The organism is Lentzea sp. NPDC059081 (assembly GCF_042738015.1).
In the GTDB taxonomy this organism is placed as follows: Bacteria; Actinomycetota; Actinomycetes; order Mycobacteriales; family Pseudonocardiaceae; genus Lentzea.
In genome coordinates, this window is the sequence record NZ_JBHYGW010000007.1 from 148,775 (window position 1) to 169,688 (window position 20,914).

Sequence of the window (20,914 nt, forward strand, 5' to 3'; positions counted from 1 at the left end):
GCACAAGGGGACGAGGAAGCTCAGCGGCGCCTGGGCGGCGGCACGGCCCGGACGGCGGCGAACGCGTCGGACCGGTTCGGGTACAGCGCCAGCAGCGCGTCGACCCCGGAGATCGTCAGCGGCATCAGCACCGTGCGCTTGCTCGCGACGATGGCGAGCGGCACCGCTTGGGCGTCCGACTCCTGCCACACGGCGGCGAGCATGTTGACCCCGGCCGAACCGAAGAACGTGACCGCGTCGAGGTCGACCACGACACCCGCCGGGCGCCGCCGCACGGCGTCCGCGGCCTGCAGCAGTGGTGAGTCCGGCTTCATCCGGTCGATCTCGCCCACGACGGTCACGAGGGTGATCCCGTCGTGCTCCGTGGTGTGGGCGGTCAGGACTTCCACCGCTCCGTCGGACTGCCGGCTCATCGGCCGCCCCTCCCATCGGCAAACCGTGCGAAGCGCCGACGCCAGCCGCTGCCCAACCCGGAGAACCTGTAGATGACCTCACATGGATGATTCGGTGTTCAGGTACTCCTGCCCACGCTATGCCCCTTTCTGGTGAGACACAACCGCGGGTGCGTGTTCGCGTCGAACGTTCACGGGTAACCGCACGTCATGACAGACCCCGTTAATCCGGAGGCCCCGCACGCGCCCGGCACGCCGGACCTGAACGACGTCGAGGAACCTCGCGTTCCGGAGGAAGCGCCCGCCAAGGACGTCATCAACGACGACGCACCGGAAGGCCAGGAACCGCCCGACTAAGACCCACTCCCGTCGACTTCTGACAAGCGCGCAATTGCCGGGAACGGCTGTGCAGGTCCACACTTATCCTTGCGCCCCAAGTGGAACTGGCCAGCGGGTGGCGGGCGCCCAGCGGTGAGCCGGCCCGGCACGTGTCGTCGATCCCACACGCCCACGGCGCGCGGCCTGCCCGGTACTCGATCGCGGGCAGGCCCTCCGCTGTCGTCCACTCCCCGAACGCGCTCACGCGAGCAGCGTTCCGCTCCGTCCCGGAGCCCGACGAGGTCCGGTCAGCGCCAGAACCTCTTGCGGCGCTCCGGCGCGGCGGGCTCCCCGGCGGACTTTCCCGCGAACTCCGCCAGCACCTGCCGGGCCCGTGCCCACAGCGCGTCGCCGTCGCCGTCCGCGGTCAGCTCCGCGACCAGGCGGCGCACCGGTTCCGTCGCCTCGTCCTGCCGGCCGGCGACCAGGATGCCGAGCCTGCTGGCCAGGTCGGCGAGCAGGTCGCGGCGTTCCCAGGCCGGCTTGGCCGCGGCCTCCTCCAGGCGCCGCACCTCGACCGCGGCGATCTTGCGCAGCTCCGCCAGGTCGTCCGCGGCCGGAGCGGGCGCCGAGGGGCGCGTCCACGTCGGTCCCGGCCAACCGCCACCGCCGGCCCGTCCTGCCGACTGCGGGGCGGGAGGAGGCGGCACGGGAGAAGACACCGGCATGGGAGAAGGCGGCGGGACGCCGATCCCGTCCGTCGCTCCGCCGAACCGCGCCCTCGACACCGCGCCACCCGGCGCGAACCCGCCCGGCGCGGCCAGCATGGGCGCGGCGGCCATCGGCGCGGCGGCGAACTTCGGCGTGCCGAACTCCCAGCCGGAGGGCTGTTCGACCGGCTGCACCACCCGGTGCACCTCGCCGTCGGACACGACCCGGTCGTCCACCGCGACGAACGCCGTGAAGCGGCACAGCACGCCGTGGTCGAGCGAGATCCGCACGATCTCCTGTTCCACGGCCCGGTCACCGGTGGCGTACCGGTCCTCCAGGTCGCGCAGCGCGGCACGCGCCCACTGCGCGCGCACGGCCCGTTCGGCGTGCTCGCGCACGGTCAGGGTCTCCTGCCACTCCGAGCCGTCCCTGGCCCGCCCGCGCACGGTGAAGGTCCCGGGCACCGCGCCGCGGTACCGGCCGAACGCCACCAGCGGCACGCCGGGGTAGATCGCCGACGGCTGCTTCGGCAGGTCCGACGCCGGCGCCACGGCCACGTCGGTGACCAGCGGGGCACCGATCCGGCGCTGGATGTGCGCCATCGCCTCGTCCAGCCGGTCCTCGCTCTCGACGAGCTCGCACCGGCCAGCGCCCGCGGCCGCCAGCCTGCCGAGGAAGCCCGCGTTGACGGCCGTGTCGATGCCGACCGCGTGCACCCTCGTCCGGTTGATCAGCGGCGCGATGTCGCGCAGGATCTGGTCCTCGTTGCCGACCTGGCCGTCCGTGACGAGCACCAGCACGGGGTCGCGTTCCTCGCCCGCCTTCGCGAGCAGGGTCAGTCCCTCCCGGATCGGCTCGACCATCTCGGTGCCGCCGCGGGCGTGGACCTTCGCCAGGTGCTCGACGGCGCGGAAGCGGTGGCGGTCGGTGCCGGACACCAGCCCCTCGCCGAGGTCGGGCCGGTCGACCCGGTCGTCGAAGGTGAGCACGCAGAACGTGTCGTCCGAGGTCAGCGTGTCGACGATGCGGGCGGCGGCCCGGCGGGCCGCGACCATCTTCCAGCCGGACATGCTGCCGGAGCGGTCGAGCAGCAGCACGACGTCGCGCGGCCGGACGGGGGTGTCGAGGTCGGGCGGCAGGACGGTGACCTGGTAGGTGCCGCCCTCACCGTCCTCGTCGGGCACGCAGAGCGCGGCCGAGCCGGTGCCGGCGTAGGCGAGGCGCAGCACGAAGTCGCGGTCGACCCGCTCCCCCGGCGCGACCGTGACCGTGGTGCCCTCGGTCTGCTCGGTGTGCAGGCTCGACCGGACCTCGCCCAGCTCCAGGCCGGCCGGGTCGATCTCGACGCCGATCGTGAGGCGGACCGGGTTCGGGAAGCCGGGCAGCAGCACCGGCGGGGTGATGCGGGAGGCGTCCGGCACGGCGTCCGTGTCGTTCGCGTGCCCGTCGCCGACCGACGGGCCTTCGAGGGGCTTGCCCGGGATGTAGCGCGGCGCCACGACCAGCGGGAACCGGAACGTCGCGGCGCCGTCCTCGAACACCAGCGGCCCGACGAGGCTCAGCTCGACGGAGACCCGTTCGCCCGGCTGGATGTTGCCGACGCGCATGGTGAATACGTCGGGCCGTTCCTCCTCGACGATGGACGCTCTCCTGCCCGCGGCGATCGCGTCGTCGTAGGCCTGCCGGGCGGCGCCGCGTTCCTGCAGCTCCGCCTCGACCGTGCGGTCGGCGGCGGTCATCTTCATGCCGATGACGGCGGCGCGGTCCGGCAGCGGGAAGACGTAGGTGGCCTCCAGGGCGGTGTCGTGGGTGTTCACGAACCCCGTGGTCAGCACGGTGCGGCCGACGAGCCCGGTGACCGTCGCCCGGACGTCCAGGCGTTCGAGGGGCAGGTTGCCGCGTTCGGTCTTCAACGCGCCGATGCCCGCGTCCTCGGTCGTCCAGCCGATGCGGTCCCCCTCGGCGGCCTTCATCGGGGCGACGGAGATGGTCATGACGGTTCCCTTTCGTTCGTGAGCAGACCACGGGCGGCGAGCAGGTCGAGCAGCGGCTGCGCGGCGGCCGCGATGTCCGCGACGTCGGCGGCGGTGGGCGTGCCCGGCACCAGCACGACGGCCCCCCCGCCGAGTGCGACGCCGTGCAGCGCCGCCGCCTGTTCCCTGGGCTTGGGCGCCGATGCCGCCACGGGCTCGGCCCAGAACTTCGGCCGCACCGGCTGTGGCGACGGAGCGTCACCGGGTTCGAGCAGTCCCTCGGGGACGCGGGCGATGGCGGCGAGCGCCGTGTCGTCGGCGCCCGCGAGCTCGGCCTGGATGTCGGCCAGCGTCCTCCCCTGCGACTGCAGTCGCTTCACGGCCACCAGCTGGAGCAGGTGGCGCCTCTCGTACAACGCGGTCCGCCCGCGCATGGCCGACGGTCTGTCGACCAGCCCCGTCGTGGCGTACCAGCGGACGGCCCGCCGGTCGGGAACGTCCCGGACCCGCCCGTTGGGCGCGCCCGAGTACTCCGCCGTCAACGCGGCGGAGACGCGGTCCAGCAACTCGTCGAGCGTCCACACCCCCCGATAGTGACACTGCAACAGTGACAGTGTCAACGTTCTCGCCCGATGACCTTCACGCCCCGTAGCGGCGGTAGGGTTCCGCGGGTCCGCGTGCCCCCTGTACATCCACGCTGAGGACGGAGAGCACGAGTGACCACGAGCGAGGCCGGCCGGCTGACCGGCCACGACGCCGCTTTGACCAGGTTGAAGACCCACAAGGAACGGATCCTGTACGCGCTGGAGCACCTGCCGCGCGGCTGCACGGTCGAGGACGTGCGCCGGTGGCTGAGCAAGCAGGGCCAGGTCGTTCCCAGCAGGTCCCACGCCGCGCCGATCGTGAACGACTGGCGCGCCCGCAACGGCGTCAGCGACACGTCCGGCCACGTCCTGCTGACGCCGGAGCTGCTGGCGAAGCTGGACGAGGTCGACAAGGGCGTCGCGGCGCACGCCGTGCCCGCCGCACCGACCGAGGTCTTCGCACCGGTCGCCGAACCCGTCGCCGAGCCGTCGCCGTCGCCGGCACCTGCCGACGCCGAGTCCGACGAGCCCCACGAGCGGCCCAAGCCCCACGGCGCGGCCGGCTTCTACGCCGTCGCCCTGCTGAGCATCGGCGTCAGCGTCGACACCTCGTGGCGCTTCTTCGAGCAGCGTCTCGGCATCACCGACACCTGGGAACGCGTCGCGCTGTTCTCCGTCATGGAGGCGGCACTGGTCGCCTGTGGCTGGGCGATGCGCGGCGGCGTGCGCCAGAACGGCCGCCCCGGCCCCGCCCGGCTCGTGGCGTGGGCGCTCACGGCGTTCGCCGCGTTCGCCGCCCTCAGCCTGTCCGGCCCGGTCGCGGGTACCGCCCGCGTGCTGCTCGGACCGGTGCTCGGCCTGGTGATGCTGCACCTCGCGCTCGGCATCGAGATCCGCGCCGCCCGCCAGCGCACCACGACGTGGGCGCGCGTGGGCCGGGAGCTGCGCGAACGCCTGCTGTCGTTGCTCGGCCTGGGCGACGACCACCGCGACGCCCTGGCGCGCACCCGCGACCGGGCGGCGCTGCGGGCGGCCAAGCTCGCGATCGCCGGCCGCGGGACGCCGTGGCGCAAGGCCCGCCTGCGCAAGGCCCTGCACGCCTCGCACGTGGCGCACGACCCCGCGCAGCGCGACCGGATGCTGCGCGAGCTCGGCGTGCTCCAGCACGCGGACAAGCTCGCGCAGACCACGCAGCCCGCGCCGTGGTGACCGCGGTGCGACGTCGATCCCAATAGTTGAACGCTTGACCGGGTGAGGAGCGGCGCGGGGTACCGTCCGCTCCTCAAGCCGAGCAAGAGGAGATCGACGTGCGCCGTCGTACGCGTGGCACAGCCGTTGCCGCGATCGCGTTGACCCTGGTGGCGAGTGCCTGCGCCAAGGACTCCGGTGGCACCGCGCCCACGAACGCCGCCGGAGCCGGGTGCGAGTTCTCGGCCCCGCCCAGCGCCCCCGCCACGTCGAGCACCAGCGCCGCCGCCGGGGACAAGGTCGACGGCAGTGCGCTGAAGATCGGCCTGGCCTACGACATCGGCGGCCGGGGCGACGCGTCGTTCAACGACCTCGCCGCCGCCGGGTTCGACCAGGCGATCAAGGACATGGGCGTCAAGAAGGAGAACACCCGCGAGCTCTCCGCCGCCCCCAACGAGGACGAGACCGCGAAGCAGACCCGCCTGCGCCAGCTCGCGTCCGAGGGCTTCAACCCGATCGTCGGCGTCGGCTTCGCCTACACCGAGTCGCTGAAGGTCGTGGCGCCGGAGTTCCCGAACGTCAAGTTCGGCCTGGTCGACTCCGCGGTGGAGGGCGCCGCCAACGTGACGCCGCTCGTCTTCGCCGAGCAGGAGGGCGCGTTCCTCGCGGGCGTCGTCGCCGCGTACCAGAGCAAGAAGTGCCACGTGGGCTTCGTCGGCGGCGTGGACATCCCGCTGATCCAGAAGTTCGAGGCGGGCTACGCGCAGGGCGCCAAGACGGCCGCGCCGAAGGTCCAGGTCGACAAGAAGTACATCACCCCGGCCGGCGACTTCACCGGCTTCCAGGACCCGCCCAAGGGCCAGGAGGCCGCGAAGGGCCTGATCGACAAGGGCGCCGACGTCGTCTACCCGGCCGCGGGCGCCTCGGGCCTCGGCGTGTTCGCCGCGGTGAAGCAGGCGGGCGTGCTGGCGATCGGCTGCGACGCGGACCAGTACCTGCAGCCGGCGGTCGCGGCCAACAAGGACGTCATCGTCGCGTCGAGCCTCAAGCGCGTCGACGTCGCGGTGTTCGACTTCTTCCGCGCCGCCGCGAAGAACGACCTCTCGTCGCTGCCGAAGGTGTTCGACCTGAAGTCCGACGGCGTCGGGTACGCGACGTCCGGCGGCAAGGTCGACGCGAAGCTGCAGGGCATCCTCGAGGGCTACAAGGCGCAGATCATCGAGGGCAAGATCAAGGTCGCCGACAAGATCTAGTGGCACGTCCGGGAACGCCGGCGGGGTGACCCGCGCCCGGCGAGCCGTGTCCCGGAAGTCCTTCCGCCCGAAGGACTTCCGGGACAAACCTCAGCCGCGCAGGCGGACCAGCTCCGCCCGCGCGTGCAGCACGCCGCCGGTCTCCTGCCCACGTCCGCGAGCCAGTTCGCGGGCGAGATCGGCGGCGGCTTCGAGCAGGTGCCGCGCCTTTCGCCTGCTGTGCACCTGCTTGCCGTACTTCCGGCGGTCGCGCCGCAGCCCGCTGACCGCGTCGAGCAACGGCCGGTCCAGCACGCCCAGCTCGACCTCGGGCTCCAGCACCGCGCGGATCCACGCCTGCTCCTGCCGTGCCGCGTGACGCAGGACGGAGAACAACGCCACGAGCTCGACCACGGCGATCACGAACGGCAGCAGCGCCGCCAGCACGCCGATGCCGCCGCTGAGCCCGCCCATGTCGTCCCACGCGAAGTGGAACACCATCGCGGCCAGCATCGTCAGGACGCCGCGCGGCACGTCGCGCTCCCCCGGCGTCCTGCCCAGCACCCACATCAGCCCGGCGCAGAAGATCGCGCTGAACAACGCGTGCGACACGATCCCGCTCACGCCGCGGATCAGGAAGATCTGCACGGAGGCGCCGAGCTGGCCGACGCCGAACGTCTGCGTGGCGCCGTTGTAGACGTAGAGCACGTCCTCGAACACCTGGAACCCCAGGCCCACGAACGCGCCGATGATGAACCCGTCGTACGCGCTGCGCACCAGCCGCGGCGCGAGGCCGATCAGCAGCACGAGCCCCAGGGCCTTGGCGAACTCCTCGTTGATCGGCGCGGTCAGCCCGGCGGCCCAGTCCTGGGCGAACTCCGTGCCGCCGGCCTTCGCCCAGATCTCCAGCAGCGCGGTGTTCGCGGGCAGCGCGATCCAGAACGTCGCCGCGAGCCCGCCCCAGGCGAATGCCGCCGCCAGCAGCGAGCCGGGCTGCGCGGTGTAGCGGTTGTGGTGGCGCAGGAGCAGCAGCCACGGGACGAGGTACAGCCCGAACAGCACCACGCCGCCGGTCAGCGCGGGGCGGTAGAAGTGGGCGCCGGGGCCGAAGTAGCGCACCATCGCCAGCGCGCCGCCGCCGACGCCCAGCGCGTAGACCCAGAACGCCAGGTTGCGCGGCTGCACCAGGCGGAACGGCAGGCCCCACCCGGACTTCTCGAGCGCGTCGAGCCGCGCCGCCTCCGCCGCCCTCGTCGGTCCCGTCATCGGCCCGCTCCCGGCGTGATGCCGTGCAGGAGCTCGCCCACGCTGTCCTGGTAGTGCTCGAACTGTCCCGGCGCGGTGCGCACCGTCACCAGCAACGCGGGCGCCGTGTCCCCGTTGCCCGGAGCCATCTTGAACGCGGCCACGACCTGGTCGCCGCTCGGTCCCGTGGCGCCCTGCACCACCCCCACCAGCCCCGCCGCCGTCGTCAGGGTGCCGCGCGAGCCGTCGACGCCCTGGGCGCCCTCGGAGCGCAGCACCTGGTCGAGGAAGGCGTCCGCCGATCCGGTGAACGGGGCGCCACGCAAGGAGATCGTCGCCCCGCCGGTGGCCAGGCGCACGTCGACGCTCGTCGGAGACACCGACCCGGCACCGGCGAGCGTGCCGCTCTCCAGCTGCCACCCGACCGGCGGGACCGCCGTCGCCCCGTCACCGAGGTCCAGCACGTCGCCGGGCTTGGTCTCGTTGTGCCACGGGAGAGCGGCGTCGAGCGCCGGCCACCCGTAGGCCAGGAGCAGAGCGACGACCAGAGCGACCAGCGCCGGTCTGAACGTGCGGCGGTCGAGCCCGAGGACCCGGTGCTCGACGGCGATCCACTCCGGCGGTGCGCTCATGTTCACACCTGACCACACCCGGCGGCTCCCGGCCTGTCGAGCTTCCCGCGTGAGCCGCGCTCGAGCCGATCCCGAGACCCTTCAGCCGCCGCCGCTCCGCCCCCTCCCGCACGAGAGGTGCCCGATGGCCGCTCCCCACGCCGCCGCCCGAACGCGAACCCTCCTGACGGCGGCGGTGCTCCTCACCGCCGTGGTCCTGGCCCTGGTCGCGCACGCCGTCTACACCGCCGACCCGTACTGGGTCCTGCGCTGGACGGTCGACCTGCGCGTCTACCTCGCCAGCGGACAGGCCCTGCGCGACGGCCAGTCTCTCTACGACCTGACCGTCCTCTCACAGCTCTACGGCCCGATGTCCTACACGTACCCGCCGCTCGCCGCGATCGCGATCTTCACTCCCCTGTCGTTCCTCCCCATCGGGACGGCCGGTCTGGTGTGGAACATCGCGTCACTGGTCGCCCTGGGCGGTGTGGTGTGGCTGACGCTCGGGATCGCGGGCGTGCACGACCGCAGGCTGCGCGGCGCGCTCACGGTCGCCGGGCTGGTGCTGGTGTCGTTGCTGCTGCCGGTGCGCGTGCAGCTCATCGCCGGGCAGATCAACGCTTTCCTGCTCCTGGTGGTGTTGCTGGACTTCCGGCCCGGTGCCGGCCGTTGGCGGGGTGTGGGCATCGGCATCGCTGCGGGGCTGAAGGTGACGCCGCTGATCTTCATCGCCTACCTGCTGGTGACGCGGCAATGGGTGGCGGCGCGGACCGCGACGCTCGCGTTCCTCGGCACGGTCGTGGCCGGTTTCGCCGTCGCACCGGGCGACTCGCTGGAGTACTGGGGCGGGCTGGTGCTGGAGTCGTCCCGGGTGGCGGACGTGTTCGTGACGCCGAACCAGTCGTTGTCCGGGGCGATGGCCAGGGCGCTCGGCACGGTCGGCTTCGACCGGTGGTGGCTCGTCGTGCTGGCGGCCGTGGCGCTGGCCGGCCTCGCCGTGGCGCGGTTCGCCCACCGGCGCGGCTCGGACTTCCTGGGGTTCTGCGCCGCCGCGGTCACCAGCCTGCTCGTGTCGCCGGTGAGCTGGGAGCACCACTGGGTGTGGGTGATCCCGTTGCTGGTCTGGCTGGCGGTCCAGGCCTTCGCACGCCGGTCGGCCGGTCTGGCGGTGGTGACGACGGTGCTGGCGGTGGTGTTCACCGTGCGGTGGTTCGCGCTGCTCGGCGTTCCCGAAGTGCCGGCCGATCTCGCGGAACTGACGGTGTGGCAGCACATCGCCGCCGCGCTGTGGCCGACTACCGGACTGTTGCTGCTGTTTCTCGGACCGCTGTGGGCAAGTCGCCTGCACAGCAACAACAGCAGCTCTCCTCCGGCGCGGTCGATCCGCAGCGGGGTGTGACGGCGACCGGCCCCTCCGACCGGGCGAACGTGCCCGGCGTGAGCTGTCCCGAGCAGCGCTCCTGTCCGGGACAGCTGCGCAGCAACGTCACGGCGGGCGCCTCGGTGATCACCGGCGGCCTGCGCGCGGCACCGCCCGGCCACTGCACGGAGATCGAGATCGACGAGGAGTTGTTGCCGTAGCCCGACTCCAGGATCGTGCGGTCGGCGTTCACGGTGGTGACGAGGTCGTAGGTGCCGGAGGCGACGCCGGTCAGGTCGAGCCACTGGAAGTCGACCCCGTAGCGGTAGTCGTCGCCGCTGCCGACCGATATGCCCTCGAACATCTCGGTGGCGGCGGGTTCCTCGCGGCCACACCGGTTCTGCTTGAGCCGTTCGGCCAGCTGCGCCTCCGGAGTACCGGGATCGTGCCGTGCGCCGGGCAGCCCGGCGGCGTCGGCGGTGCGGTACCGGTCGCCGAGGCAGAACCCGTTCTTGCGGTCGGCCACCACGGTCTTGCCGCCGGGCGTGCGCAGCTGCATCCGCGCGAAGTTCATCAGGTGCCAGTGCCGGTGCGCCTTGGCGGGCTCGTAGTACATCGAGTTCGTGGTGGTGCGCACCGCCTCGCCGAACGACGCGGGCACCGGGGCGCCCCTGCGGGTCTGGAACCCCTGGCGCACCTCCATCTCGCCGCCCGGCCGCGACCGGCGCCCGTACATCAGCAACGGCCCCGCGCCGACGTTGTCCTCGGCGGTGGTGAACCGCAGCCGGACCGCCCTGATCGCACCGGACGTCACGCAGGCGCCACTGGGGTCCTTCGGCTCGGTGACCATGCAGACGTCCCAGTCGCGGCACAGCGCGGGATCACCGCCGTACCCGCCGGGACACCCGACCGGTGCCTGCCGCAGGTCGGGCAGCAGCGGCTGCTCCGCGACCGCCTGAGCGGGCGGGACCACTGCCGCGATGACCACCGACGCGGACGCGACCGCGCCCAGCACCCTGCCGAACCCCATGGCGCGCAACGCTAGTGCGCGACACGGCGAAATCCCCCGTCCCGGCGTCAGGTGCACTCGGCCGAGTGAAACCCGTGACGCGATGTGTTGAACGCGGAGGTGGCGGCGGAGCGGCTGGTCCCCGGCAAGCCCGCCCTGCCGGTCAGCCGCGCAGCCCGGTCAGCCGGACCACGGCCTCGAACCCGTCGTCCGTCCCCGGCCAGTGCGCCCGCACCGCGTCCAGTCCCGCCCGCCGGACGACGCCGCGCAGCACGGCGGTCACGATGATCGCGTCGTCGGCGTACCCGAGGACCGGGATGAAGTCCGGGACCAGGTCGATCGGCACGGCCAGGTAGACCATCAGCAGCCACAGCCGGACCCGGACCCCGCGCGGCAGCGACCCGTCGGCGGCGAGGCGGCGGACCAGGCGGAGCACGTCGGGCAGCAGCCGCAGCGCCTCGCGCAGCAGCCCGCCGCGCGGCCGGACCACGACCAGTGCGACGACCAGCACGACCCAGGTCAGCGCGAGGGCCGTCGCCACCCCGATCAGCAGGTCCCACCAGAACGAGCCCGTCACCGCCACCTCCTCGACAGCGGCGAATGCTACGTCCGCCCTGCTCTCACCCGAAGAGAACGCGAGCCGCGTCACGCGCCGCCCCCATCGGGGAACGGTCTGGCCCGGCCGGTCGCGGTGGCGGCAGCATGGCCCGCACCTCGTCGCGCGTCGGCGGCCGCGCGGCGAGCGCGGCGGTGCGCAGCACGTCCCGGCCGACCGCCATCCCTCCCCGGACGGTGACCTCCTTGCCGTCCACGACCCGCACGACGGTGTGAGCGTCCTCGAACCGCTCGTAGCGCAACGAGGGCGACTCCACCGCGCACTCCAGCGCGCCGTAGGTGCACCCGCCTTCGAACGAGGTGCGGGTGGCGAACTCGATGTTCCGCGCACCCGGCAGCAGCGCCTTGTCGTCCGGCGAGAAGACGGTGAGGGCGGACCCGGCGGACGTCGCCGTGTACCCGCGCACGGTCGCGGTGAAGGACCCCTCCGGCTCGGCCGGGCGGGCGGTGAGCAGCGCGTCCCGCAGCGCTGCTCGGTCGAACGACTTCGGGCCGGCGAGCACCAGCCGCCGGCCGTCGACCCGGTGGACGTAGGCGTTGCTGACCGGCCCCTGCACGAAGACCAGGCCGGGCCGTTCCACCTCGCAGGGCGGGCCTGCCGGGTACCTGGTCTGGTACGGGTCGAGCTCGCAGTCCGGTGCGTCCGCCAGGACGTGGAGCTCCACGAACGGCGACGGCGGCGTGCTGGTGGGGTCCACGTCGAGGGGCACCAGCAACCACGACCGCTGGCTGGACATCACGCCGTAGCCGGGCACGGGAGCCACCAGCAGGGACTCGAGCGGGGCCGCCGCCGCCCGGTCCTCCCCCTCCGGCGGCAGCGTCGCGGCGAGCGACCTGAGCAGCACCAGACCGGCGAACACCAGCACCGCCGCCGAGCAGAGCGCGAGGTACCACCGCCGCAACGACGTGCCCGCCACCAGCGCGAACAGCACCGCGGTCAGGGGCGCCCAGACCGCGGCCGAACCACTCAGGCCCAGCCCCGCCTCGTCGCTGATCGACCAGCCGTACAGCCACAGCGCGGTGCCCGCGACCATGACCAGCACCGCCCAGCACACCCGTCCGCCGCCGCTGCCGCCGAGCCGGAACTCGTCCGGCGCCACCTGGGCCACGAAGGCCAGCAGCGCGACGAACAGCACCACCAGGAAACCCGCCATGGCCACTGACGCGGCCAGACCGCCGAACAGGCTGACGAGCACCGAACCGACACCGACCGGCACCATGACCGCACCGGTGATCCCGGCCAGTGCGGTCTGCACCCACCACGGCCGGGTCTTCGTCTCCCCCATCAGGTCACTCTGACAGCGCTGACCACCCGGACGGCATCCGCAGAACTACTCAGCGCGGGGCTCAGGAGGCGCGGCGCAGCAGCCGGTGCGTCCGCCGGACCGCCGCCAGCCGCTCGTCGCCGTTCATCGCCAGCGCCCGCACGACCGGGTCCTCGGGTCCGCGCCGCTGCCGGATCTCGGCCAGCCTGTCCTGCACGGTCGTCGGCCGGCCGTCCGGGCCGGTCGACATGTCGGAGTACCAGAGCGCGTCCCGCAGCCGGCCCCGGCGGTCGGCGAACTCCGCGAGCTCACCGGCCAGCCCGACCAGCTCCGCGACGGCCGACGCGCCGGAGTGGTGCGCCACGAGGGAGCAGATGCGTTCGGACACGCCCGCCCGCCGCAGGTAGCGCGCCCCGTCGAGCGAGTGCAGGCCCGTGTCCTTCAACTCGGAGGCGTAGCCGATGTCGTGCAACCAGGCCGCGGCGACCAGCAGCTCCCGTTCGTGCACCGGCAGCACCCGCGCCACGTGCTCGGCGCGGCGGGCCACCCCGGCGGTGTGCGCCCACCGGCGGGGCAGCTCGTCCGCGAGCAGCCGGCGCGCGGTGTTGCGCGCCCAGCTCGTCAGGTACGTCCCGGACATCTCGGGCACGTCGTCGGAGAACTTCCGCGCCGACGCGCGCACGGCCCGTGCGACGAGCAACGGCACGTAGTCCTGCACTCTCGCGCCACCGAAGCGCGCCCGTGCCCGTTCGATCCACTCGTGCACCAGGCTCGGCGGCACCTCGACGTGCTCGCGGACCAGCTCGGTCTCCAGCCGCCGGATGCGCTCGTCGGTCTGGCTCACGGCCTCGGTCGTGGTCGTCACCCCTCCACGGTAAAGCGCGGCCGCCGGATCGCCGAGGGCCGATCGACCTGATCACACCGACCGGCGCCCATGACATCTGTCATGCCCACGTCGTGACGGTCGATCCCCTCACCCTCGGGCCACCGCACCGAGCATTGAGGACATGACGCAGACAGCTGTGCGGGCGGGCGCCGCGGTGGCGCTGAGCGGCCTGAGGAAGAGGTTCGGCGAGGTCAGGGCGGTCGACGGGATCGACCTCGTGATCTCCCCGGGTGAGGTGGTCGCGCTGCTCGGCCCGAACGGCGCCGGCAAGTCGACCACGGTGGACATGCTGCTCGGGCTGTCCACGCAGGACGGTGGCGAGATCAGCGTGTTCGGCAGGACGCCGCGCGAGGCCGTCGTCGCGGGGCAGATCTCGGCGATGCTGCAGAGCGGCGCGCTGCTGGAGGACGCGACCGTGGCCGAGGCGGTGGGGCTGATCGCGGCGCTGCACCGCAAACCCATGCCGGTGGCTCAGGCGTTGCAGCAGGCCGGGATCGCCGACCTGGCCGACCGCAGGTGCACGAAGCTCTCCGGTGGCCAGAAGCAACGGGTGCGGTTCGCGCTGGCGCTGGTGTGCGACCCCGACCTGCTGGTGCTCGACGAACCCACGGTCGCGATGGACGTGGAGACGCGCCGCGCGTTCTGGCAGCAGATGCGCGCCTACACCGACACCGGCCGCACGGTGCTGTTCGCGACGCACTACCTCGAGGAGGCCGAGGAGTACGCCGACCGCGTGGTGCTCATGCGCGCCGGGCGGATCGTGGCCGACGGGTCGGTGGCGCAGGTGCGCGCCGCGGTGTCCGGGCGCACGTTGCGCGCGGTCGTGCCCGGTGCGACCGACCTCGACCTGCCCTCCGCCCTCGACCTGCCCACTGCCCTCGACCTGCCCGGAGTGCGTTCGGCCGAACGGCGGGGCGACCAGATCACGTTGACCTGCACCGACTCCGACGCCGCCGTGCGTGCGCTGCTCACGCGGTACCCGCAAGCCCACGACATCGAGATCACCGCGCTCGGCCTGGAGGACGCGTTCCTCGCGCTGACCGGAGAGGAAGAGCGATGAACACCCGGTACCTGACCCTGGAGCTGCGGCGCGCGGTGCGCAACGGCCGCTACCTGATCTTCACCGTGGTGGTGCCGGCGGTGATGTTCGTGCTGTTCGTCAACCTCTACGGCGGCGACGGGGGCACGTTCCCCAACGGGCTGCCGGTCACCACGTCGTTGATGATGAACATGGCGTTGTTCGGCGTGATGGCCGGTCCGCTGACGATCGGCGCGCGGATCGCCGTGGAACGCGGCCTGGGCTGGCAGCGGCAGCTGCGGCTGACTCCGCTGACCGGCTCGGGCTACCTGATGACCAAGGGCGCGCTGGCGATGCTGGTGGGGCTGCCGGGCATCCTGCTGGTGTGCGTGATCGGCGCGGTCGAGGGCGTGCGGATGGACGCGCTGCACTGGGCGGGCGTGCTGGCGACGCTGTGGCTGGGCGCGATCCCGTTCGTGCTGCTGGGGATCGTGATCGGGCTCATCGCGAGCCCGGACGGCATGCAGGCGATCACCGGTCTGGCGTCGATGCTGTTCGGTCTGCTGGGCGGGATCTGGATCCCGGCGGACGTGGCGCCGGCGTGGCTCGCGACCGTCATGAAGATCCTGCCGACGTACTGGGTGAAGCAGCTGACGCAGGCGCCGTTCGTGTCCGGGGTGGAGGTCAAGACGGCGTTGGCGGTCATCGTCGCCTGGGTGGCTGCACTGTCGCTGATCGCCGTGCGCCGCTACCGCGCGCAGAGCTAGGTTTCTCGTCGTGCGCCGCGGTCCCGAGAACAGCAAGTGGTTCCTGTTCGCGCTCGTGTTCGTGCTTCTCTACGTGCCGGCCGTGATCTACGACGTCGTCGTCAGCGACCGGAGCTCGCCGGAGCGCGTCGTGCTGGTGCTGCTGCTCGTGGCGTACGGGCTGGGCTGGACCGCGGCGCCGAAGTGGCTGTGGTCGAGCGGCAGCGAGAACGTCAACACGGCGATATGCCTGGGTTTGACCGTTCTCGGTCTGGTCATCGTGTACTGGCTGGGGATGTCGGCCTCGGGGCTGATGGTCTACATCATGTCGACGATCGCGGTGGTGCTGACGCCGCGGCGGGCGATCCTGATCAACGGGTCGGTGCTCGTCGCGCTGGCGACCACGATGTACCTGGAGCAGGACCTCGCGATCGACGGCGGCCAGCTCGGCACGCTGCTGTCGATCTCGCTGGGCATGCTCGCGATGGGCAGGATGATCCGGGCTAACCGGGCGCTGTCCCTGGCGCAGGAGGAGATCGCGGCGCTGGCGCGGACCGAGGAGCGCAACCGGCTGGCCCGCGACCTGCACGACGTGCTGGGGCACAGCCTCACCACCATCACGCTCAAGGCCGGGGTGGCGCGGCGGTTGCTGGAGAGCGCGTCGGCCGACCGGGCGCTCGACGAGATCCGCGAGGTCGAGCACCTGACCCGGCAGGCGCTGAGCGACGTGCGCGCGACCGTCTCCGGCTACCGGGAGGTGTCGCTGTCGGCGGAGGTCGTCGGCGCGCGGGCCGCCCTGCGTGCCGCCGGGGTGGAGGCGGACCTGCCGCACGCGGTGGACAACGTGCGACCCGAGCTCCAGGGGGTGTTCGGGTACGTGTTGCGCGAGGCGATCACCAACGTGCTGCGGCACGCGGCCGCGAGCCGGTGCTCCGTGCGGCTGGGCGACACCTGGCTGGAGGTGCGGGACGACGGGCGCGGCGCGGGCGTCGGCGTGCCGGGAACGGGTCTGCGCGGCCTGACCGAACGCCTCGCGCCGCACGGCGGCACCGTCCTGGCGGGCCCGCTCGACGGCGGCGGCTACCGCCTGCGCGCCGAGGTGGCGTGACAAGATCGGTCCGGGAGGCGACGTGATCAGGGTGTTGCTGGCGGACGACCAGGCGCTGGTGCTGGGCGCGTTCGCCGCGATGCTGGGCCTGGAGCCCGACATCGAGGTGGTGGCCGCCGTGAGCGCCGGCGACGAGGTCGTACCGGCGGCCCGGCGCACCTCGCCGGACGTGGCGCTGCTCGACGTGCAGATGCCGGGCAAGGACGGGCTCACCGCCGCCGCGGACCTCCGCAAGGCGCTGCCGGCGTGCCGGGTGATCGTCTGCACGACGTTCGGCCGCCCCGGCTACCTCGCGCGGGCGATGGCGGCGGGCGCGGCGGGGTTCGTGGTGAAGGACGCGTCGCCGGAACAGCTGGTCGACGCGGTCCGGCGGGTGCACGCCGGCCTGCGCGTGGTGGATCCCCAGCTGGCGGCGGAGTCCCTGGCGGTCGGCCAGAGCCCGCTGACCGACCGCGAACGCGACGTGCTCGCCGTGGCCCGCGACGGCGGCACGGTGGCCGATCTCGCGAAGGCGCTGCACCTGTCCGAGGGCACGGTGCGCAACCACCTCAGCTCCGCGATCGGCAAGACCGGCGCGCGCACCCGAGCCGAGGCCGTCAAAGTGGCCGAAAGCAGTGGCTGGCTGTAGATACCCTTGCGCGGTGCGAGGATTCAGCCAGGTCGACGTGTTCACCGACGAGTTCCTGTACGGCAATCCGGTCGCCGTGGTGCACGACGCGGACGGGCTTTCGTCCGAAGAGATGGCCGCCTTCGCCAGATGGACCAACCTCGCCGAGACGACGTTCCTGCTCTCGCCGGAGTCCCCGGACGCCGACTACCGGTTGCGCATCTTCACGATCAGCCGCGAGCTGCCGTTCGCCGGCCACCCGACCCTGGGCTCGGCCCGCGCGTGGCTCGCCCGCGGCGGCGTGCCCCGCGTCCCCTGGCGGCCGGTGCAGGAGTGCGGCGCCGGGCTCGTGACCGTGCGGGCGGAGGGCGCGCGCCTCGCGTTCGCCGCGCCGCCGCTGGTGCGCAGCGGTCCGGTGACGCTGTCCGAGCTGCTGGCGCTCGCCGCTGCCTTACGGGTCAGACCGGAGGACATCGTCGACGCCCAGTGGGCCGACAACGGACCCGGCTGGGTCGCGGTGCTGCTGCCGTCCGCCGCCGCCGTGCTCGCCGTGGAGCCGGACTTCTCCCTGTTCGGCCCGTTCGAGAGCGTCGGCGTGGTGGGACCGCACCTCGACGGCGGCGACGCGGCGTTCGAGGTGCGGGCGTTCGTGGACGAGGGCAGCAGGTTCGACGAGGACCCGGTGACGGGCAGCCTGAACGCCGCCATCGCGCAGTGGCTGATCCCGGCGGGCATCGCGGCGCCGTCGTACGTGGCGGCGCAGGGCACGGTCCTGGGACGGCGGGGGCGGGTGCACCTGTCGCAGGCCGACGGGGAGATCTGGGTCGGCGGGGACACGGTGCTCGGGATCACCGGGCAGCTGGCGCTCTGATCGGACGGCGGGCCGCCGGTTCCGGGACCAGGACACGACGCGCCGCCAGGACTCCCGGCCCTCGGCCCGCTCTGCGTGGCCCGCTCTGCGTGGCCCGCTCTGGACAGCCCGCTCTGGACAGCCCGCTCTGGGCCGCTCTACGCGACCACGACCTCCACGCCCGCCCCGCGCAGCTTCTCCAGCTCCTCCACCGGCGCCGACGCGTCCGTGATCACCACGTGCACCGCGCCGATGTCCGCGATCCGCGAGAACGCCCGCTTCCCCACCTTCGACCCGTCCGCCAGCACGACCACCCGGTCCGCCGTGCGCAGCAGGCAGTGGTCTGTGTGCGCCTCGACCTCGTCGTGCGTGGTGATGCCGCCGCGCGCGTCGATGCCGTCGACGCCGAGGAACACCAGGTCGAGGCTGATGCCGGCGAGCGCGCGGTCGGCGATCGGGCCCACCAGCTCGTAGCTCTCCGGGCGCACGCCGCCGCCGGTCACGACCAGGTCGATCGTGGGGCGCGGGCACAGGTCCGAGGCGATGTTCAGGGCGTTCGTCACGACCTTGAGCGACCGGGTGACGGCCAGCAGGCGGGCCAGCTCGGTGGTGGTCGTGCCACCGTTGAGGCCCACCGAGTGGACCGACTCCGTCACCAGGCGCGCGGCCGCCTCGGCGATCTGGCGCTTCTCCTCGCGGCGGCCGACGCGGTAGCGCAGCGGCAGCTCGTAGATGACCTCCACGGCCACCGCGCCGCCGTGCGTGCGCTTGAGCAGCTTCTGCTCCTCCAGCGACTGGAGGTCGCGCCGGATCGACGCGACGGACGTGCCCAGCTCCTCCGCGAGCCCGGTCACGGACACCGAGCCCGCGTCCGCGAGCTTGCCGAGGATCGCAGCCAGTCGCTGCTCTTGACGCATCCGATCACTATAACGCACCGATGGTGCTCGCTTTGGCACGATTTACCGGAGAATCACGCAAACGGGCTGAGCGTTATCGGAGAGCGACCGGCAGCAGGTCGCGGTGGGCGGCCGTCATCGCGGCCACCAGCGAGTCGATCTCGCCCACGGTCAGCGCGGCGGCGGTCGCCGGGTCGCACAGCGCCGCGTGCCGGACGTGGTCGCGATCGCCCTCGACGGCCGCGGCCACGGTCAGGTCGACGACGTTCAGGAAGCTCCGGTTCAGCGCGGCGAGCTGCCGAGGCAGCGCGCCGACGTGGTGCGGGTGCACGCCGAGCCGGTCGAGCGTCGCCGGCACCTCGACGGCGGCACCGGCGGGCAGGTTCGAGATCAGGTCGTGGTTCGCGACGTTCACCTGGATCGTGCGCCGCTGCCCGGTCACCAGGCTGTGGATCACCTGCGGCGCGTACTCCACGGCCTCGTCCGCCAACGGCGGCGGCGCCTCCCCCGCGGCCAGCGCGTCACGCGTCTTCTCGTACGTGGCCAGGTTCTCAGCGCTGATCGACGCGTAGTTGCGGACCGGGACGCGCAGCCGGTCCACTTCGGACTGGTGCCCGAGGTACCACGGCACGTACTCGGACGAGTGCTCGCTCGTCTCCGTCGGGTAGTAGCCGAGCCGGCGGTACATGTCGACGCGCACCCGCCGCGCCAGTCCCGGCGACGCGGCGATCGCCTCGTCCAGCGCCGGGTACAGGTCGCGGCCCTCGTGCTCCCACCGCAGGATCCACGCCTGGTGGTTCACCCCGGCGGAGAGGAAGTCGACCTCCTCGTGCGGCACGCCGATGAGCGCGCTCAGGTCGTGGATCGTCCAGTGCACCGAGTGGCACAGGCCGACCGCCTTCAGCCGCGGCGCGACGGTCGCCAGGTACTGGATGTTCATCGCCATCGGGTTGGTGTAGTTGAGCAACCACGCGTCCGGGCACACGGCCAGCATGTCCGCCGCGAGCCCGTCGAGGTACGGGAACGTGCGCAGCCCGCGGAAGATCCCGCCGATGCCGAGCGTGTCGCCGATGGTCTGGCGCAGGCCGAACGACTCCGGCACGTCGAAGTCCCGCAGCGTCGCCGCGTGGCCGCCGATCGCGACCATGTTGACCACGACGTCCGCGCCCTCCAGCGCCTCCCGCCGCGACAACGACGTGCGCACGCGCACCTGCGCGGAGGTCAGGCGAGCGAGGCCCGCCGCCACCTCCAGGCGTTCGGGATCGATGTCGTGCAGGGAGATCGTGACGTCCGCCAGCTCCGGGAACGACAGGACGTCGCGCAGCAGCTGGCGGGTGAACTCGACGGAACCCGCGCCCACGAACGCGATGGTGAACATCGATCAGCCTTCCAGGATCACGGAACGGGTCAGGTTGCGCGGGGTGTCCGGGTCGAGCCCCCGCAGCAGGGCCACCTCGACGGCGAGCCGGTGCACCGCGACGAGCTCGGCGAGCGGGTCGCGGTCGCGGGCCACCCACCGGCCACCGGCCGCGGCGACGTCGGCGTCCAGGCCCTCCGGCGCGGCACCGAACACCCAGACCAGCGAGCCCTCGTCGGTGATCGCGATCGGCCCGTGCCGGTACTCGGTGGCCGGGTACGACTCGGTCCAGCTCAGCGACGCCTCGCGCATCTTCAGCGCCGCCTCCGCGGCCAGCCCGGTCGTCCAGGGCACCCCGCCGAGGAACGTGAACTGGGTGCGCTCCACCAGGTCGGCGGGCAGCGGTTCGGCCAGGGCCTGTTCCGCGTCGAGGACCGCGCGGTCGAGCCGTTCGCCGAGGTGGGCGCGCAGCAGCACGAGCGCGGTCGTGGCGAACCGGGTCTGCACGACCGAGCGTTCGTCGGCGAACGGCAGCGCGACCACCTGGTCGGCCAGCTCGGTCACCGGCGTGCCGGGCGCACCGACGACGGCCGTGGTGGGCACGTGCGACCGCAGCCGGCGCAGCACGTCGACCACCTCGGTGGTCGTGCCGGACCGGGTCAGCGCCACCACGCGGTCGTACCGGCGGCCGGACGGGAACTCCGACGCCGCGAACGCGTCCGTCTCCCCCACCCCCTCGTCCTCCCGCCGCCGGGCGTAGGCCTGCGCCATGAACCACGACGTGCCGCAGCCGAGCACCGCGACGCGTTCACCGCGCGCGGGCAGGGCGGCGGTGACCTCCGGTTCGGCGGCCAGGGCGATCGCCCGGCGCCAGCAGGACGGCTGGGAGACGATCTCGGCGGTGGTGTGCAGCTCGGCGGCGGACCTGGTGTGCATGGCGGAA

General features: G+C 72.9%; 21 protein-coding genes. 9 read left to right on the forward strand and 12 right to left on the reverse strand.

From position 1 onward, the window contains the following. Positions 1-20 precede the first annotated feature (20 nt). Positions 21-413 carry an STAS domain-containing protein gene (locus ACFWV3_RS18370; RefSeq protein ID WP_382412523.1) on the reverse strand — a complete coding sequence of 131 codons (393 nt, stop codon included), beginning with the start codon at positions 411-413 and terminating at the stop codon, positions 21-23. Positions 414-602: 189 nt separating this feature from the next. Here ACFWV3_RS18370 and ACFWV3_RS18375 point away from each other — a divergent pair, with 189 nt between their 5' ends. Beyond that, positions 603-749: a hypothetical protein gene (locus tag ACFWV3_RS18375; protein WP_382412524.1), complete on the forward strand. Its 147-nt coding sequence runs from the start codon at positions 603-605 to the stop codon at positions 747-749. 269 nt (positions 750-1,018) lie between these two features. Here ACFWV3_RS18375 and ACFWV3_RS18380 read toward each other — a convergent pair whose 3' ends face one another. Then, entirely contained in the window at positions 1,019-3,415 is a 2,397-nt protein-coding gene (locus tag ACFWV3_RS18380; protein ID WP_382412525.1) for a VIT domain-containing protein, read from the reverse strand. Next, positions 3,412-3,978 (reverse strand): MerR family transcriptional regulator, encoded by a 567-nt coding sequence (locus ACFWV3_RS18385; RefSeq protein WP_382412526.1) that lies wholly within the window; start codon positions 3,976-3,978, stop codon positions 3,412-3,414. Before ACFWV3_RS18385 ends, ACFWV3_RS18380 begins: the two co-directional genes overlap by 4 nt. A 132-nt stretch (positions 3,979-4,110) precedes the next feature. On the opposite strand from ACFWV3_RS18385, the gene ACFWV3_RS18390 reads away from it, so the two are divergent. Together ACFWV3_RS18390 and ACFWV3_RS18395 are read left to right on the forward strand one after the other, a co-directional pair. Beyond that, positions 4,111-5,187: a hypothetical protein gene (locus tag ACFWV3_RS18390; protein ID WP_382412527.1), complete on the forward strand. Its 1,077-nt coding sequence runs from the start codon at positions 4,111-4,113 to the stop codon at positions 5,185-5,187. A gap of 98 nt (positions 5,188-5,285) precedes the next feature. Then, on the forward strand, positions 5,286-6,419 hold the full coding sequence (locus ACFWV3_RS18395) for a BMP family protein (RefSeq protein ID WP_382412528.1): 1,134 nt from the start codon (positions 5,286-5,288) through the stop codon (positions 6,417-6,419). A gap of 90 nt (positions 6,420-6,509) precedes the next feature. Here ACFWV3_RS18395 and ACFWV3_RS18400 read toward each other — a convergent pair whose 3' ends face one another. After that, positions 6,510-7,664 carry a PrsW family intramembrane metalloprotease gene (locus tag ACFWV3_RS18400; RefSeq protein WP_382412530.1) on the reverse strand — a complete coding sequence of 385 codons (1,155 nt, stop codon included), beginning with the start codon at positions 7,662-7,664 and terminating at the stop codon, positions 6,510-6,512. Further along, entirely contained in the window at positions 7,661-8,275 is a 615-nt protein-coding gene (locus tag ACFWV3_RS18405; RefSeq protein ID WP_382412531.1) for a hypothetical protein, read from the reverse strand. Before ACFWV3_RS18405 ends, ACFWV3_RS18400 begins: the two co-directional genes overlap by 4 nt. A gap of 124 nt (positions 8,276-8,399) precedes the next feature. Here ACFWV3_RS18405 and ACFWV3_RS18410 point away from each other — a divergent pair, with 124 nt between their 5' ends. Further along, the gene (locus tag ACFWV3_RS18410) at positions 8,400-9,653 is read left to right on the forward strand and encodes a glycosyltransferase 87 family protein (protein ID WP_382412532.1); all 1,254 of its coding nucleotides are present in this window, start codon (positions 8,400-8,402) and stop codon (positions 9,651-9,653) included. Here ACFWV3_RS18410 and ACFWV3_RS18415 read toward each other — a convergent pair. The 4 genes from ACFWV3_RS18415 to ACFWV3_RS18430 all read right to left on the reverse strand — a co-directional run bounded on the left by ACFWV3_RS18415 (position 9,550) and on the right by ACFWV3_RS18430 (position 13,368). Then, positions 9,550-10,644 (reverse strand): lysyl oxidase family protein, encoded by a 1,095-nt coding sequence (locus ACFWV3_RS18415; RefSeq protein WP_382412533.1) that lies wholly within the window; start codon positions 10,642-10,644, stop codon positions 9,550-9,552. The genes ACFWV3_RS18410 and ACFWV3_RS18415 overlap by 104 nt on opposite strands. Before the next feature lie 142 nt (positions 10,645-10,786). Further along, positions 10,787-11,200 (reverse strand): YkvA family protein, encoded by a 414-nt coding sequence (locus ACFWV3_RS18420; protein ID WP_382412534.1) that lies wholly within the window; start codon positions 11,198-11,200, stop codon positions 10,787-10,789. 43 nt (positions 11,201-11,243) lie between these two features. After that, positions 11,244-12,524 (reverse strand): hypothetical protein, encoded by a 1,281-nt coding sequence (locus ACFWV3_RS18425; protein ID WP_382412535.1) that lies wholly within the window; start codon positions 12,522-12,524, stop codon positions 11,244-11,246. 61 nt (positions 12,525-12,585) lie between these two features. Further along, positions 12,586-13,368: a three-helix bundle dimerization domain-containing protein gene (locus ACFWV3_RS18430; RefSeq protein ID WP_382412536.1), complete on the reverse strand. Its 783-nt coding sequence runs from the start codon at positions 13,366-13,368 to the stop codon at positions 12,586-12,588. A 142-nt stretch (positions 13,369-13,510) separates the two neighbouring features. Here ACFWV3_RS18430 and ACFWV3_RS18435 point away from each other — a divergent pair, with 142 nt between their 5' ends. From ACFWV3_RS18435 to ACFWV3_RS18455, 5 genes are read left to right on the forward strand one after another with little or no spacing between them, the layout of a single operon-like run. After that, on the forward strand, positions 13,511-14,449 hold the full coding sequence (locus ACFWV3_RS18435) for an ABC transporter ATP-binding protein (RefSeq protein ID WP_382412538.1): 939 nt from the start codon (positions 13,511-13,513) through the stop codon (positions 14,447-14,449). Further along, positions 14,446-15,174, forward strand: coding sequence for an ABC transporter permease (locus ACFWV3_RS18440; RefSeq protein WP_382412540.1), 729 nt, complete (start codon positions 14,446-14,448; stop codon positions 15,172-15,174). Before ACFWV3_RS18435 ends, ACFWV3_RS18440 begins: the two co-directional genes overlap by 4 nt. Before the next feature lie 10 nt (positions 15,175-15,184). Next, on the forward strand, positions 15,185-16,261 hold the full coding sequence (locus ACFWV3_RS18445; RefSeq protein WP_382412542.1) for a sensor histidine kinase: 1,077 nt from the start codon (positions 15,185-15,187) through the stop codon (positions 16,259-16,261). 22 nt (positions 16,262-16,283) lie between these two features. After that, positions 16,284-16,889 carry a DNA-binding response regulator gene (locus ACFWV3_RS18450; protein ID WP_382412543.1) on the forward strand — a complete coding sequence of 202 codons (606 nt, stop codon included), beginning with the start codon at positions 16,284-16,286 and terminating at the stop codon, positions 16,887-16,889. 13 nt (positions 16,890-16,902) lie between these two features. After that, a complete protein-coding gene (locus tag ACFWV3_RS18455) occupies positions 16,903-17,739 on the forward strand; it encodes a PhzF family phenazine biosynthesis protein (protein WP_382412544.1) in 837 nt (278 codons plus the stop codon). Between the two features lie 137 nt (positions 17,740-17,876). On the opposite strand, the gene ACFWV3_RS18460 is transcribed toward ACFWV3_RS18455, so the two are convergent. From ACFWV3_RS18460 to ACFWV3_RS18470, 3 genes are all read right to left on the reverse strand, one after another. Continuing rightward, positions 17,877-18,635 carry a DeoR/GlpR family DNA-binding transcription regulator gene (locus ACFWV3_RS18460; RefSeq protein WP_382412545.1) on the reverse strand — a complete coding sequence of 253 codons (759 nt, stop codon included), beginning with the start codon at positions 18,633-18,635 and terminating at the stop codon, positions 17,877-17,879. A 73-nt stretch (positions 18,636-18,708) separates the two neighbouring features. Then, complete coding sequence (locus ACFWV3_RS18465) at positions 18,709-19,992, reverse strand: alpha-glucosidase/alpha-galactosidase (RefSeq protein WP_382412546.1); 1,284 nt, start codon at positions 19,990-19,992, stop codon at positions 18,709-18,711. A gap of 3 nt (positions 19,993-19,995) precedes the next feature. Continuing rightward, the gene (locus ACFWV3_RS18470; RefSeq protein WP_382412548.1) at positions 19,996-20,907 is read right to left on the reverse strand and encodes an SIS domain-containing protein; all 912 of its coding nucleotides are present in this window, start codon (positions 20,905-20,907) and stop codon (positions 19,996-19,998) included. Positions 20,908-20,914 lie beyond the last annotated feature (7 nt).